The sequence below is a fragment of the Sandarakinorhabdus sp. genome (assembly GCF_040398665.1).
Classification (GTDB): domain Bacteria; phylum Pseudomonadota; class Alphaproteobacteria; order Sphingomonadales; family Sphingomonadaceae; genus Sandarakinorhabdus.
Window position 1 is genome coordinate 20,898 of sequence record NZ_JBBATQ010000013.1, and the last position, 14,761, is coordinate 35,658.

Below are 14,761 nucleotides of genomic sequence, written 5' to 3' on the forward strand. Positions count from 1 at the left end.
GCATTCCACCAACTTTGCAGGCATAGGCCCGGTCCCGCCCGACGGGCGCATCGGGATCCATATGCGAACAGCGTCATCACATCGAACCGTCGGACTGGATTTCGGGACCACAAATACGGTTGCTGCCGTCTCCCATCCCGGCGACGCGGCCCGTCTGATCGACTTTTCAGGGCCCGCAGCAGCGACCAGCGTCTTCCGGTCGGCGCTTTCCTTCTGGGAGGATGACAGCGCATTCAAGGGCGTTGCCGTCGAGGCCGGGCCATGGGCGATTGCGGAATATCTCGCCTCGCCGCACGGCTGCCGCTTCATCCAGTCGTTCAAATCCGTCGCCGCCAGCAGCAATTTCGAGCGGGCGGTCATCTTTGAACAGCGTTACACGTTCGAAGCGATGGGCAAGGCCTTCCTGGCGGGATTGGCCAAGCGGTCCGGGGGTGAACTCAACGACCGGAACAGCCGCATCATCGTCGGTCGCCCTGTGGCTTATGCCGGCAGCAATCCCGATCCGAAGCTTGCCAGGGAACGCTATGATCTGATGTTCGAAGGCTTCGGCGCCGAAATCTTCTATGTCTATGAACCGCTGGCGGCAGCCTTCAGCTATGCAGCCCGCCTGACCGACGCGGCGACCGTGCTGGTGGCCGATTTTGGCGGCGGTACCAGCGATTTTTCGGTGGTCCACATGAAGGCGCCCGGCGCTGCCCAGCGCTTCACGGCACTGGGGCACGCCGGCATCGGCATTGCCGGCGATGACTTTGATTTCCGGCTGCTCGATCACCTCGTCTTGCCGCTGCTCGGCAAAGGGTCTGCCTACCGGTCATTCGACAAGTCCCTGATCATCCCGGGGCGCTATTTCGCCGATTTCAGCAACTGGTCACGGCTTGCCTTGATGCGCAATCGCCGGACGCTGGATGAACTGCGACGCCTGGAGCGACAGGCCGCTGACCCGGCCGCCATTGCTCGGCTGATCGCGGTGATCGATAACGAACTCGGCTATCCGCTTTACGATGCCATTGGGCGGGTCAAGCGCAGCTTGTCGGATCATGACCGCGCGACCTTCCGGTTTTCAGGCGCCGGGCTCCAGATCGAGGCCGAGGTGACGCGGGCAATGTTTGAAACCTGGATTGCGGACGATCTTGCCCGGATCGAGGCCACCGTTGATGCCGCCATATCGGCATCTGGTGTCGGCAGCGCCGATATCGACCGTGTTTTCATGACGGGCGGTTCCTCCCTCATTCCCGCGGTGCACAATATCTTCGCCAGACGTTTCGGTGCCGATCGCGTCGCGGTTGGCGGCGAGCTCACATCGATCGCGCATGGCCTGGCGCTGATCGGCGGGCGCGATGATGTCGCAGAATGGGCGGCCTGAGCGGGGACCTGAGGCGAACGCCAATCATCGCGGCGCTGGCCGTGATGCGATCCGGCACAACGCCATCATGGCACATTGACTATGACCTGCAGGGTTGCGAGGCCTGCTGCCATCGATCGCTGCACAGAAGATCATCACAGAAGATGCGAGGTTCAACTGATGACAGGCGCAGCAGCATCCGGGCCGGAACAGGCGCTGTTTCCCGAACTGCCAGCCGGTGCGTTCGCAAAGCAGGACCCGGAGGATGATCGGGCATTTTATGCCCCGCCGCGGCTGGTGACCCATATTGACGATGCGGCGATGGCGGCGCTGACCAATTTCTATCGACACATGCTGCCGGACGGTGGCCATGTGCTCGATCTGATGTCGAGTTGGGTCAGTCACCTGCCGGCCGATTGCCGCCTTGCCGGCGTTGTCGGCCATGGCATGAATGAAGAGGAACTCGCTGCCAATCCACAATTGACGCAGTGGTTCGTCCAGAATCTAAACCAGACGCCGGCGCTCCCGCTTGACACAGCATCATTCGACGCGGCGCTGTGCTGCGTCGGCGTGCAATATCTGCAGCGGCCAGGCGCGGTGTTTGCCGACGTCCGCCGGCTGCTGGTGCCGGGCGCGCCGTTCATCGTCAGCTTTTCGAACCGCTGCTTCCCGACCAAGGCGGTGGCGATCTGGCGGGCGCTCGATATCAACGGCCATGCCGCGCTGGTGAAGCTGTATCTGGAACGCGCCGGCTTTGGCGCGGTGCGGGTCGATCTGCTGGCCGATGGCCGCGCCGGCGATCCTTTGGTTGCGGTCACCGGCCACGCCTGAACCAACGGAGGATGCTGTGACCGGGCTCGTGCAGGAAGACGTGCAATCCTATCCGCGGCCGCCGGCCCTGGAGCCGGTGCCGCAACGGATCATTGTCCGTCACGCGGGCGTGCTTGTGGCCGATACGATCGCAGCGCTGCGGGTGCTCGAAACCCATCATGCACCAAGCTATTATCTGCCGCGCAGCGCCGTGCGGGCTGATCTGCGCGCTGTGGCAGGCAGCAGCTTCTGCGAATGGAAGGGCCATGCCCGCTATTTCGATGTGATCGCTGGCGCTGTCATCGCCCGGCGCGCCGCCTGGAGCTATGATCGGCCCACAGCGCGCTTTGCGGGGCTGGCGGGCCATATCGCCTTTTATGCCGGGCTGATCGACGAAGCCTGGGTGGGCGACACGCGCGTGATCCCGCAACCGGGCGATTTCTACGGCGGCTGGGTCACCCCCAATCTGGTCGGCCGGATCAAGGGCGCGCCGGGGACAAATCACTGGTAGCCGACATGCTCCCCAATTCCTCATCCAGCCCCTATGGGAATTTTCCAGCGCTGAGGGTCCTCCGGTTTCGTGTCCGGGCATAATGTCAGTTTCTTGCCGGGTTCGGGGTGCCGATGGTCGCGAGAAAGGGGATGATTGCATTCAAATCATCGTGATCGTATCGGGGCAAGCAACCTGAACAGGGGTGGAAAATGGTCAAGATCGTGTGGCTTTTGCGCAAGGCTGATCATCTCAGCGATGCCGAGTTTCAGCGTTGGTGGCTTGAAAGCCACGCGCCCCTTGCAGCCGCAGCGCCGCGGCTGGTGCGCTATGTTGTCAACATTGCACAAAAGCCCGACCTGCTTGCAGGCAAGCCTGCATGCGACACGGATTGGGATGGTGTGGCCGAGCAGTGGTTTGCCAATGAAGACGATCTCAATGCGGCCTACAGCCGCCCCGTGGCCGGCAGCGTGCGGCAGGACACACTGGCCCATGTTTCACGGCTGGAACGTCTGATCGTGCGGGAAATCGAAATCCCGGTCGTCCATCCGGCGTAAGGCTCGCGCGGCCTTGGCCAGCGCCGCCATATGGCCTGCCCGGCTCGCGCCGGGCAGGCCATGCTTCAGCCCGAGGGACGTTCATGATTGCCTGATTGCGGGTCAGGTCCAGTCCGTGTTCGCCGGCCAGCCGGCCCCGAGGGCGTGTCGGGCGGCGATGTGACCGAACGTCAAGGCCGGGCCCAAAGTGATCCCGGCAGCGGGATAGTCCCCGCCAAACAGCGTCGCCGCATCGTTGCCGACCGCGTAGAGCCCATCGATCGGCACGCCGGTCACGCCCAGCACGCGGGCATGTTCGTCGGTCGGCAGTCCCGCAAAGGTTCCGATGTCGCCAGGCAGAACCCGCAGCGCATAGAATGGTGCTTTGATCAGGGGCGCCAGAGACGGGTTCGGAGCCCTTGCAGCGTCGCCGCTGCGGCGATTGAACAGGCTTTCCCCGCGTCCGAACAGCGGATCGCGGCCTTCCGCAGCGTGCCGATTGAATTCGGCAACCGTGCGTTCGAGCGTGTCTGCATTCAGCCCTGTCCGGCCCGCAAGCGCGGCAATCGTTTCGCCCTTCAACAGATAGCCGGACCGCAGATGTTTTCGCACGGGCCAAGGATGCGGCCGGACAGCGCCCAGGCCATAGGCCCGCAAGGCCCTGTGATCGGCAATCAGCCAGGCTTCAGCAGCCCGCCCCGCATCGCTTTGCGCGAGCAGCGCCAGCACAAAGGCGTGGTACGAGTCCGCCTCATTGACAAAGCGCCGGCCCTGCCAATCCACGGCAATCACCCCAGGCTTGCCCTTGTCGCCAAAATGAGGCCACGGGGCCGTGCGGCCTTGGCCGACTGGAACATTGGAAACAGGGGTCCATGCTGCCGGCTGGTCCGGATTGCGCAGACTGCCCGCTCCAGCCGTCTGCGCAATCGCGATGGAATCGCCTGTATTGCTCTGGGGGGGCAATGAAACATGCTGCTGGCCCTGCGAAACATGGGGAAACAACCGTGTCTTCCACGCACTGCTATGGGAAAAGCCGCCCGCTGCCAGCACCACACCCCGTGACGCGCGAAGGCTTGTCACCTGCGCCGCATTGCGCACGTCCACGCCTTCCACCCGGCCATTGACCACGCAAAGACCGGTCACTTCATGGTTGAGCCGGATCTCCACGCCGGCTTCCAGCAAGGTCAGCAGCAGTCGTCCCACGAGAGCATTGCCATTGGTCATGCGGGTGCCGCGGCTGAACCCCGCCAACCGGTCTTGCCAACTGCGCGCGACCAGCCTTGCCGCATACAGGGCGTCCTGCGGCCGGCTGCCGGCCCGGAGCAGCCTGGGCATATCGAGCCGCGTGCAAACCGATGTTCCGCCGACGATCATGGCATTTTCGAGCGGCTTGCGCACGAGGTTGAATGTCTTGCCGAGTTGGCGCCCATCGAAAGGCTCGGCTGCCAACGATCGTCCGCCCGAACATGCGCCCGGCTGATCCGAATGATAATCCGGCGAGCCCGGCATCAGCGCGTAGCGAACATGTGTCCGCTGTTCGAAGAAGGCCAGCGCATTGGGCGCGACCTCGATGAAACGGCGGGTGCGCGCCGCATCAAAGCCGCATTTGGCCACGGCGCGTATATAGGTTTCGACCGCATCGGCATCGTCGACAAGGCCTGCTGCAATTGCCTGATGGCTGCGGGGGATCCAGATTTCTCCGCCTGACGTGGCCGTGGTCCCCCCGATCTGGCCCGCCTTTTCAAGCACCACGACGCGAGCACCAAGGAGCGCTGCGGTTGCAGCCGCAGCCAGTCCGCCCGCGCCCGAACCCACGACTATGACATCAAACGCCTTGTCCATGGCAGTTCAGTCGATCCCCAGAGAGCAGGTTCGGAGCGCCGGGTCTTGCGGCCTGCGGCCCTTCGTCGACAGCGGTCACCCTGAAACCAAGCCAGAAGGCATCAGGGATAGACTGAGCGCGCAGAAACTCAAGCCATGCCAAAGCCGCCCGATGGTGCGCCGCGAGTGCCTCCTAAGCGCTTGCCGACGTCCGTTCCACAAGCTGCTGGCGGAACAGGCCTTTCATTCCGCAGGGACGACCCTGCTCCAAACCGACCGAGAAGCCGGTTCACCAAACAGAGCGGCTCCGGGATCGGCCCGCATTTCATTGCCAATGGCGGCACCGGCGGCATTGCGTCCTCAATTTGCCAGCAGTCCGCCGTCCACGGCGATGACCGCACCTGTCATGTAGCTGGAAAGGGCCGATGCCAGAAACAGCACCGGACCTGCCAGCTCCGCCGGATCACCAAACCGCTGCTCGGGAATACGCGCCAGAAATTTCGACATCGCTTCCGGATTCGACCGAGAGCCGGCTGTCATGCGAGTTTCAAAAAACCCCGGCGCAATCGCATTGACCCGGATGCCTGACGGCGCAAGCTCGATGGCAAGCGAACGTGTATATTGCACCAGCGCACCCTTCGATACGGCATAGGCCGACGCATGCGCCTGCAAGGCCACAAACGCCTGGACAGAAGCAATGTTGATGATGCGGCCCCGTCGCTCGGCCAGTTGGTCGACCAGCGCCTCGGTTACCCGCATCGTGCCGTTGAGGTTGACATCCAGCACCTTGGCCCAGACTTGCTGATAATTGTCCTCGCCTGAACTGCCGCGCGCTTCGATCCCGGCATTGTTCACCAGGATGGACACGGCTGCTCCTGCCGCCCGGATTGATCTTGCCGCCTCGGTTGATTGATCGGGATCTCTGATGTCCCAGGCAAGCGCTGCACCGCGGCCGCCATCCTGCTCGATCAACGCCACCGTTTCCTGCGCCATGGCCAGATCGATATCCCCAACCCAGATGAATGCGCCGGACTTCGCCAGCCCGCGCGCAATGGCTCGGCCATTGCCCTGACCTGATCCGGTCACCACGGCCACGTCTCCGTTCAGGAGATTGGGCACATGATCGGTAAGCGCCATGGTGAACTGCTCCCCATTCCTGAACCGCTTTGCGGGCTGTTCGCCAGCCCCGGCGCGTAGGGGTTGGCCGTTTGCCCCTGGCCGCTTCTGCAGCGTTATCGGCGGCTTGTTGCCGATCGCGCCGTGAGATCGCTCCTTGTTGCCGTCTTTACGCCACGCTTTGCAGCTTGTCACCGCGTCAGCCAGGCTCATGAACCCGCGGGCGTTCAAGGACGGATCCGCTCCGGACTTCACGGCGCGCCACGGGTGTTGGCCGCCAGCGCGCCGCCGCCGGTCATGTCCCCCGAGGCGGAATCAGGATGCTGGTTTGCCGGTCTCGTTCCGTGCGCGACAGGGACAGGCCGGGCGAGACATGTTCGCCGGCGGCCACCGTCCAGGTGCCGAATGCCAGCCCTTCGAACAACACATAGCCATCGAAATCGGTGAGCGCGCGGGCGGCCTCGTGGCCCTGGGCATCGAGCAGGGTGATGGTGATGCCGGCGAGCGGCGTGCGGGCATCGCCGGCGGCGAGCTGCACGCGGGCTTCGATGCTGCCGGTGGGGTGGATCGGGATGGGCAGCGGGCGCACTTCGCCGGGACGAAGCGCAAGCCGATTGCCGGGCACGGCCGGGCGCAAGGCGAAATCGGGCAGGGAGGAGAGCTGGGTTTCGATATCGAGCGCCGGGCCGGGCATCAGGCCACCGATCAGCAGGCGGCCGTCGCTGCCGGTCGAATCCGCGCGCAGCGCATTGTCGACGATGACCCGGCCGCCGGCAATTGCGGCTTCGCCGTGATCATGGTGGCCATTGCCATCATCATCCATGAACATGTCCGCCAGCACGGCACCGGAACGGGTGAGCCCGGTGGCCGCCGTCTGCCAGCGGTTTCCAGCGTTGAACAGACCGACGCTGAGCCCCAGCCCGGCGCGCCAGCCTGACGCGCCTTGCCCGGCGCTGGCAGACAGATTGAAGGGCCCAAGCCGGCGATTGAAGCTGACGCCGGCACCGAACCGGCCGCTGGAGGCTTGCCAATCGACATCGATGGCGAGGCTGCCGCGGCTGCTGCTGCGCGTGGCGCTCAGGCCGGTGCCGGACAACTGCCAACGGGCGGCCTTCGCGGCATCGATGCCGGCGCGCAGCCGCCAGCGGCCAAGGCTGGCGCTGGTGGCGACTGTGGCCCTGCCCTGCAAGGTGCCGGCGCGCTGGCTGAGCCCCAGCGCCGCCGACGCCTGCCAGCGGCCCATGGGCACGGCAAGGCGGGCGGCCAGATCGCTGGCGGTGCCGCCCGCCCGCAAGGCCCCCGATTGCACACCAATCTGCCAGGGCAGGCTGTAGCGGCCGAGTGCAAGCTGGCCGCGCGCCTTGAGCGCCGCAAGGCTGGAGAACTGCCGCGACAAGACTGGCACCGATGGGCCGGCAGCGCGGCCGTGGCTGGCCAGATCGAGGATCAGATCGGTGCTGCCGACGCGCCGGGCCAATCGGGCGGCGCCGGCGGGCGCGCCGCTGGCATCGCGCGCCAGCGTGGCGGCAAACAGCCCGCCGGCCAGTGTGCCATTCAGGCCAAGCGCCAGGGCCGGGTTGTCATTTGCGGTGGCGCGGACATCGAACCGGGCCGTCAGCGCCCGGCTGACACCCCAGCCGATGGTGGCAAAGCCGGCCATGCCGGTGGGCAATGCCGTCGCCTGGCCCGCAATCAACGGCGTGCCGCCATCGACGAAGCCGATGGCGTAATCGATTTCATTCTCGGCATTCATTTCGGTGCCGATCAGGCGGTTGAATTCCTGGATGGTGGCCTCACCATGCGGGCCGAACAACCGCACCTGCCAGACATTGTCGCCAAGGCGCAGCGGCACGCCGGCAAAGCGGAAATTGCCGCTGGCATCGGCGTCCCGCGTGACGGCGACGAGCCGGCCTTCGTTCCACAGTTCGGCTTCCCAGCCGGGAGGCAATGGCCCTGACAGCGTGATTTCATCGACCAGATCGGCGCGCCAGCCGGGGCGGGACGAGAGGACAAGGCCGCGCCCGGCCAGGCTTTGCGCGATCAGTGGCTGGGCGGGGCTGGCGACATCGCCGAACTGCAGGCTGCGCGCATGCAGTGGGCCGAGCAGATCGGGCGTGTCGCGCGCTTCGGACAGGGTGAGGCCGAGCGACGGCACGCCGCGATTGGCGATCGACAGGCCGGCACGGGCGGCCAGGCCGAACAGTGCGCCGCTGGCCAGCACATTGGCGTTGGCATCACCGATGCCGGCCTGGCCTTGCAGGGCGAGCGCAACATCGGCGCTCCACAGCGCAAAATGCGCGCGTGGGCGAGGCAGCAGCGCGAAGGCCGGGCGCGCGGTTTCGGGATGCAGACGCGCCTGACGTTCGGCACGCTCCAGCCGCATCAGCACGGGCAGCACCGTGTCGGTGATCAGCGCCAATGATTGGGTGACGCCATCGAACATCAGCCGCATGGGCAGGTGGCGCGGCAGATCGGCCATGGCGAGGCAGGCGCCGCCGGGGCCCGGCAGCAGGGCACTGGCCGGGATGGTGATCCGGCGCTGCGGCTGCGGCAGGGTGACTGTGATGCTGCCATCGCCCGCATCGTCATGCGCCAGCTCCAGCGCATCGAGGAAAGCGGCAAGCGCCAGACACTGCCCGCCGTCCGGCCCCAGATCACGCATCGGCAAGGCTTCGGCGACGCGCTTGCCGCCGACCATCAGCGACGGCAGGATCAGGCCATCGCTGGCCTTGCCGGTTTTCGGATTGGCCGGATCGGTGCCGAAGATCTGATCAAACAGGCCGGGCGGTTCTGGCGCAGCGTGGGCCGGGCTGGCTAGAAACAGAATGGCAAGCGCCAGGGCCAGCCAGCACCGGCCGGTCGGCAGGTGATGGCGGGCCATGGATCACAGTTGGGCGGTGAGGCTGGCGAGCACGGTGCCGGACAGCGAAGCTTCTGCGGAATCGGTGGAGATATAGGCGATGCGCACACGCTTGCCGGCCAGCCGCGCCTTCACTTCGGCAGGCAGGGGCAAGACGACGTCCCGCGCCAGATTGGGTGTGTAGATGGCGACGCCGCGCACCAGCCAGGCCGGTTCCTTCTCGCCATCGACGGTGAGGCTGATGTCGCCATAGGTCGATCGTGTGCCGGTGCGGGCCAGCTTGACCACCAGGTCGCTTTGCGCCGGGCCTTCCAGCGCAGCGGTATCGACGCTGACCGCGGCATCGAGCCGGCCGACGCGCAGGATGATCGGCACGGTCAGTGAACGGATGGCGATGAGTTCGATGGACAGGCTGTTGTCGGAGGGCGCGGCCGTGGGCAGGCTGCGGCCGGCGCTGACCGGCGCGGACATCAACCGCAGATGGCTGCGATATTCGCCGGGCGCGAGATCAGGCGCGATATCGGCCATGACGCGCACGACCTGACGCGCGCCGGGCTCCAGGGTGAGCTGTCGCGGCGAGAAGCGCAATTTGTCGTCCGCGAATTTTTCATCCGCCTGCGGGGTGGTGGCGGCTTCCAGGCTGCCATCGGGGCGCATGCGGCGGTTTTCGATGGCAAGGCGGAAGGCCGCAGCTTCGACGCCCTTGTTGACCAGCACCAGTTCGGCACTGCGGCTGGCGGGGGATAGCAGGATGCGGGTGGGGGCCACCAGCAGTTCGGCGGCACAGGGCGCAGCCGAAGACAGCGCGCCCAACAGGGCGACGAGCATGGGGATTTTCATGGGATCAGACCTTGACGATGGCAGGGGTTGGTCTGGAACGTGGAACGGGGGGTCGGGTGCGCGAGAAGCGATCTCGCGCGCCCTTCCCCCCTGCCACGGAGCTTTTACTGATATTCGACCGCGACGGTGAAGCTGCCCTTGTAAAGGCCGGCTTCCTGACGGACGCCCACGTCGAGCGCGCCGCCGACGGTGAAATTGTCTTCACCCTTCAGCAGTTGACCCTTGGACTTCGAACCATTGAACTTGAACACGCGCATCGCGGTGCCCTTTTCGTTCACGATCTTGATCTCTTCCGGCAGCGAGATCGTGTAGATGGCCTCGGCTTCACCGGTCACGGCGAAGGCAGCGGCCGTCTGGTCGTCGGTCAGGCAGGTCAGTGCCGGGCCGCACTTGCGGGCACCATCGGTGGAGACGACGACGATGTCGGCCACGGTGGTCGACGGGGCGATCGTGCCGAAATACAGATCGGCGGTGCGGCTGATTTCCAGCGGCGCGATGATCTTGGCGCCGGCACCGGCATCGGCGGTGGCAGCATTGGCCGTGCCAGCAGCGGCAACGGCGATCAGGGCAGCGGCCCCAGCGAGGAACTTGATCTTCATGTATTCAGACCTTTCGTGACAGTGGGTTATCGCCGAAGCGCTTGTTTGCGCCGGCTGAAATGGTTAATGCAGCGGTAATCAAAATTAGTCATTCGAGCGTAGGGATGGGCCAGCGTCGCGAACGCAGGGGGTGGTTGTCCCGGTTGGGGCCAACCGCTATCCCAAAGTATGGGACACCCCCGCCGGATGGTGGGATTGCGCGCGCGCGTGGATTGCGGGCAAAGAGGTCAACATGGGCGGCAACGACCTGCACGGCCCGCTGACGGCCCCCGATGAAGCCCGGCGGCTGGCCGTGCTGCATCAGTTTGACGTGCTCGATTCGCCGCCGGATCCGGCCCTGGATGTGATCACCCGGCTGGCCGCAGACCGTTTCGGCTGCGAGATCGCCCTGGTGAGCCTGGTGGATACCGGGCGGCAATGGTTCAAATCGCGGCACGGACTGGATGTGTGTGAAACGCCGCGATCGCAGAGCTTTTGCGCCCACGCCATTCTGGGTGACGGCGTGATGGTGGTGTCCGACGCCCGCGCCGATGCGCGCTTTGCCGACAATCCGCTGGTGCTGGGCCCGCCGTTCATCCGCTTCTATGCCGGAATGCCGCTGCGCGCCGACAGTGGTGAAGCGATCGGCACCTTGTGTGTGATCGACAGCCAGCCGCGCCCCGGCCTGTCACACCACGACGCCGAAATACTGTCGCTGATGGCCGGGCAGGTGATGGATTTGTTGAACAACCATCGCATGCGCCAATCCATGCAGATTTCGCAATTGATCGGTGAAACCAGCACGGATGCCTTTGTGTGCACCGATGCCCACAGCCGCATCATCCATTGGAACCGTGCCGCCGAACGCATGTTCGGCTGGCCGCTGGCGGAAGCGCTGGGCCAGACGCTCGATCTGATCATCCCCGATCGGCATCGCCATGGCCACAACAATGGCATGGCCAGGCTGCGCGCGCATGGCGTGCCAAAATTGGTGGGCAAGACGGTGGAAGTGCCGGCGATGGCGCGCGCCGGACACGAGATTCCGGTGGAATTGAGCCTGGGCATGTGGCCGCCGTCGGGCGAAGGCGATCCCGAAGGCTTTGCCGCGATCATCCGTGACGTATCGGCACGCAAGGCACTGGAGGCGGAGCGGGTTGAAGCCGAAGCCCGGTTGGCGGCGCAGATTGCCGCCATCGAGGCGTCGAACGACGGCATTGCCATAACCGACAACGACGGCCGTTTCGTGTTCATGAACCAGGCGCATGCCGCGATGTTCGGCCATGCCACGGCTGAAACCTTGCTCGGGCAGCACTGGGATTGCATCTATGACGAGGTCAATGCCCGCTATGTTGCGGAGGTGGCGATGCCGGTGCTGGGCCGCGACGGGCGCTGGCGCGGTGAAGTTCAAGGGCGCTGTGCCGATGGCAGCCCGGTGGAGCAGGAGGTCTCGCTGTCGCTGTCGGCCAATGGCGGCATCCTGTGTGTGACGCGTGACATTGGCGGGCGGCTGGTGATGGAGCGTGAGAAGACCAGGCTGCGCGAGCAGTTGATGCTGGCCCAGCGCCAGGAAGCCGTGGGGCAATTGGCCAGCGGCATCGCCCATGATTTCAACAATCTGATTGCGGCCATTGCCGGCACCGCCGGCTTGCTGGAACGCACCGCCGATGCCGAAGTGCGCCGCCATGCAATGCGCATCCAGATGGCCGCGTCCACCGCCACCGGACTGGTGGACAAATTGCTGGGGCTGGGGCGGCGCACGCCGGATCTGAAGCGGGTCGATGTGCGCGATATCGTGGCCAGCGTGCGTGATCTGGTGCAGCCGAGCCTGGCCGACACGCTGCACGCCATCGATCTCGTCATGCCGGACACGCCGCTGGTGGCCCTGGCCGATACCACCGAGATGATCCAGGTGATCATGAACCTGGCCCTCAATGCCCGCGATGCCTTGCCATCCGGGCAGGCCGCCCGGATTGCCCTGTCGGTATCGGCGGCTGATCATCATCTGCCCAAGGGCCAGGTGATGGTGGGCAGCATTCCGCAGGTGCCATCCGCGCTGATCTGCGTGCGCGATACCGGTTGCGGCATCGCGCCGGGTGATATCGCCAGGGTGTTCGAACCATTTTACACCCGCAAGGGCGAAGGCGGCACCGGCCTGGGGCTGGCCGTTGTCGCCGGCATCGTCGCCAGCGCCGGCGGCGCGATCGCGCTGGTCAGCCGGCCAGCCGAAGGCACGTTGTTCGAACTGTGGTGGCCACTGAATGCCGATGTGGATCTGCCGGAACAACTGCCGCCGGCCAACGCTGCCGATGCCGATGTGCTGGCCGGCAAGGTCGTGCTGGTGGTGGACGACAATCCGGCCGTGGTCGATACGCTGGTGGCAATGCTGGAAGAGGTCGGGGCCGAAGCCGGGCCGTGCCTGGACCCCGCCGATGCTCTGGCGGCGATGCGGGAAGACCCGCAGGCTTGGAGCCTGGTGATCAGCGATTATGACATGCCGGGCATGAACGGGGCACAGTTGGTGCAGGCGATGCGGGCCGTGCGCGCCGATGTGCCGGTGTTGCTGTTGACGGCGCTGCCCAACGCCCACCAGCGCCGGGCCGATGCCAAATTGTTCGATGCCGTGCTGGGCAAGCCGGTTGGCCAGGCGGCCCTGCTGGCGGCGGCGCGGGTGGCGATGGCCAAGGCGCAGGAGCGGCAGGTGGCCAAGGTCACGACGGGTGCACGGCGCAAGGGCGATCGGCACAAATCCGAAATTGCCATGGTTGATCGGCCCGCAGCCAAACCGCGCAAAACCAAAGGCGAGACATGACAAGAATATTGATCGCCGATGACCATGAGCTGCTGCGCGATGTGTTGCGGTCCTATCTGGAGGCCGAAGGCGGGTTTTCCGTGGTGACGGTTGCCGATCTGGACGGCGCGCTGGCGGCCATCGCGGCCGGCCCGGCGTTTGATCTGGTGTTGCTGGATTATGACATGCCGGGGATGAACGGCTTTTCCGGGCTGGAAACGGCGATCGCGGCCAGTGGCGATTGCCCGGTGGCGCTGATGTCGGGCCTGGCACCGACGGGCGTGACCGACAGGGTATTGGGGGCCGGAGCGGCGGGCTATCTGCCGAAAACCCTGCCGGCCAAATCGGTGGTGAACGCCATTCGCTTCATGGCCGCGGGCGAACGCTACATGCCGCTTGATCTGGGACGGCCGGCGTCGACAGAGGCGGGGCCGGGCCTGTCGCCGCGCGAGCGCGAAGTGCTGGCCGGGCTGTGCGCCGGCCATGCCAACAAGGAAATCGCTCGCGATCTGGGCCTGCGGGAGCCAACCATCAAGCTGCACGTCAAGCTGATCTGCCGGAAACTCGGCGCACGCAACCGCACCCATGCGGCGATGATCGCGCGCGAACGGCAATTGTGTTGACCGAGGGCATGCGCCGCATCGACGGCGGCACCTTCACCATGGGCGCTGTGGGCTGGTATCCCGAAGAGGCGCCGCTGCGCCAGGTGCGGGTGGATGCCTATTGGATTGATGAAACTCCGGTGACCAATCGCCAGTTCGCCCGCTTCGTGGCGGAGACCGGCCATGTCACCCTGGCGGAAATTGCGCCTGATCCAAAGGATTACCCCGGCATGCGGCCCGAACTGGCCGTGCCGGGCGCGCTGGTCTTCACACCCACCGCCGGTCCGGTGCCGCTTGATCAATATCATTTGTGGTGGCGGTTCTTGCCCGGCGCCGATTGGCGGCACCCACAGGGGGCCGGCAGCGATCTCGATGCGCTGGATTTGTGGGATCATCCGGTGGTGCAGGTGGCGTGGGCGGATGCGGCGGCCTATGCGAAATGGGCCGGCAAGGCGCTGCCAACCGAGGCGGAGCATGAATTTGCCGCGCGCGGCGGCCTGGAGGGCAAGGATTTCGCCTGGGGCGATGAACTGGCCCCGGAGGGGCGCTTGCTTGCCAATTATTGGCAGGGCGAGTTCCCGCATCTCAACACGGCCGAAGACGGCTGGGCCGGCACATCGCCGGTGCGCAGCTTTCCGGGCAATGGCTATGGGCTGTTCGACATGATCGGCAATGTCTGGGAATGGACCCAGGATTGGTGGCAGGATCGGCCCGATTCCAAACGCAAACGCCAGCCCGGCGCCTGCTGCACGATTGAAAATCCGCGCGGCGGCCAATTGTGGGGCAGTTTCGATCCGGCGCAGCCCAAGGTGAAGATCGGCCGCAAGGTGCTCAAGGGCGGGTCGCATCTGTGCGCAGTGAACCATTGCCAGCGCTTCCGCCCGGCCGCGCGCCACCCGGAGATGATCGACACCGCGACGACGCACATCGGCTTTCGCTGCGTGATCCGCGGCTGAACGCGCGGCCAGTGGCGCGGGC

12 protein-coding genes are annotated in these 14,761 nt (G+C 65.6%); 7 read left to right on the forward strand and 5 right to left on the reverse strand.

All coding sequences use genetic code 11. From position 1 onward, the window contains the following. Positions 1 to 61 precede the first annotated feature (61 nt). From ABWP22_RS14210 to ABWP22_RS14225, 4 genes are all read left to right on the forward strand, one after another. Entirely contained in the window at positions 62 to 1,363 is a 1,302-nt protein-coding gene (locus ABWP22_RS14210; RefSeq protein ID WP_353200642.1) for an Hsp70 family protein, read from the forward strand. Positions 1,364 to 1,522: 159 nt separating this feature from the next. Then, positions 1,523 to 2,173 carry a class I SAM-dependent methyltransferase gene (locus tag ABWP22_RS14215; protein ID WP_353200643.1) on the forward strand — a complete coding sequence of 217 codons (651 nt, stop codon included), beginning with the start codon at positions 1,523 to 1,525 and terminating at the stop codon, positions 2,171 to 2,173. A gap of 16 nt (positions 2,174 to 2,189) precedes the next feature. Beyond that, positions 2,190 to 2,663, forward strand: a complete 474-nt coding sequence (locus tag ABWP22_RS14220) for a DUF427 domain-containing protein (RefSeq protein WP_353200644.1) — start codon at positions 2,190 to 2,192, stop codon at positions 2,661 to 2,663. A gap of 191 nt (positions 2,664 to 2,854) precedes the next feature. Next, positions 2,855 to 3,199, forward strand: coding sequence for an EthD family reductase (locus tag ABWP22_RS14225; RefSeq protein ID WP_353200645.1), 345 nt, complete (start codon positions 2,855 to 2,857; stop codon positions 3,197 to 3,199). A 102-nt stretch (positions 3,200 to 3,301) separates the two neighbouring features. On the opposite strand, the gene ABWP22_RS14230 is transcribed toward ABWP22_RS14225, so the two are convergent. The 5 genes from ABWP22_RS14230 to ABWP22_RS14255 all read right to left on the reverse strand — a co-directional run bounded on the left by ABWP22_RS14230 (position 3,302) and on the right by ABWP22_RS14255 (position 10,414). Then, positions 3,302 to 5,020: an FAD-dependent oxidoreductase gene (locus ABWP22_RS14230; protein WP_353200646.1), complete on the reverse strand. Its 1,719-nt coding sequence runs from the start codon at positions 5,018 to 5,020 to the stop codon at positions 3,302 to 3,304. Between the two features lie 339 nt (positions 5,021 to 5,359). Beyond that, positions 5,360 to 6,328: an SDR family oxidoreductase gene (locus tag ABWP22_RS14235; protein ID WP_502951133.1), complete on the reverse strand. Its 969-nt coding sequence runs from the start codon at positions 6,326 to 6,328 to the stop codon at positions 5,360 to 5,362. 82 nt (positions 6,329 to 6,410) lie between these two features. Continuing rightward, the gene (locus ABWP22_RS14245) at positions 6,411 to 8,996 is read right to left on the reverse strand and encodes an MSCRAMM family protein (RefSeq protein WP_353200647.1); all 2,586 of its coding nucleotides are present in this window, start codon (positions 8,994 to 8,996) and stop codon (positions 6,411 to 6,413) included. A 3-nt stretch (positions 8,997 to 8,999) separates the two neighbouring features. Then, positions 9,000 to 9,815 carry a fimbrial biogenesis chaperone gene (locus tag ABWP22_RS14250; protein ID WP_353200648.1) on the reverse strand — a complete coding sequence of 272 codons (816 nt, stop codon included), beginning with the start codon at positions 9,813 to 9,815 and terminating at the stop codon, positions 9,000 to 9,002. 104 nt (positions 9,816 to 9,919) lie between these two features. Continuing rightward, positions 9,920 to 10,414, reverse strand: a complete 495-nt coding sequence (locus ABWP22_RS14255; protein ID WP_353200649.1) for a DUF4402 domain-containing protein — start codon at positions 10,412 to 10,414, stop codon at positions 9,920 to 9,922. Between the two features lie 232 nt (positions 10,415 to 10,646). Here ABWP22_RS14255 and ABWP22_RS14260 point away from each other — a divergent pair, with 232 nt between their 5' ends. From ABWP22_RS14260 to ABWP22_RS14270, 3 genes are read left to right on the forward strand one after another with little or no spacing between them, the layout of a single operon-like run. Next, the gene (locus ABWP22_RS14260) at positions 10,647 to 13,202 is read left to right on the forward strand and encodes a hybrid sensor histidine kinase/response regulator (protein WP_353200650.1); all 2,556 of its coding nucleotides are present in this window, start codon (positions 10,647 to 10,649) and stop codon (positions 13,200 to 13,202) included. Beyond that, positions 13,199 to 13,804: a response regulator transcription factor gene (locus tag ABWP22_RS14265; RefSeq protein ID WP_353200651.1), complete on the forward strand. Its 606-nt coding sequence runs from the start codon at positions 13,199 to 13,201 to the stop codon at positions 13,802 to 13,804. Before ABWP22_RS14260 ends, ABWP22_RS14265 begins: the two co-directional genes overlap by 4 nt. A gap of 8 nt (positions 13,805 to 13,812) precedes the next feature. Continuing rightward, on the forward strand, positions 13,813 to 14,739 hold the full coding sequence (locus ABWP22_RS14270; RefSeq protein WP_353200652.1) for a formylglycine-generating enzyme family protein: 927 nt from the start codon (positions 13,813 to 13,815) through the stop codon (positions 14,737 to 14,739). Positions 14,740 to 14,761 lie beyond the last annotated feature (22 nt).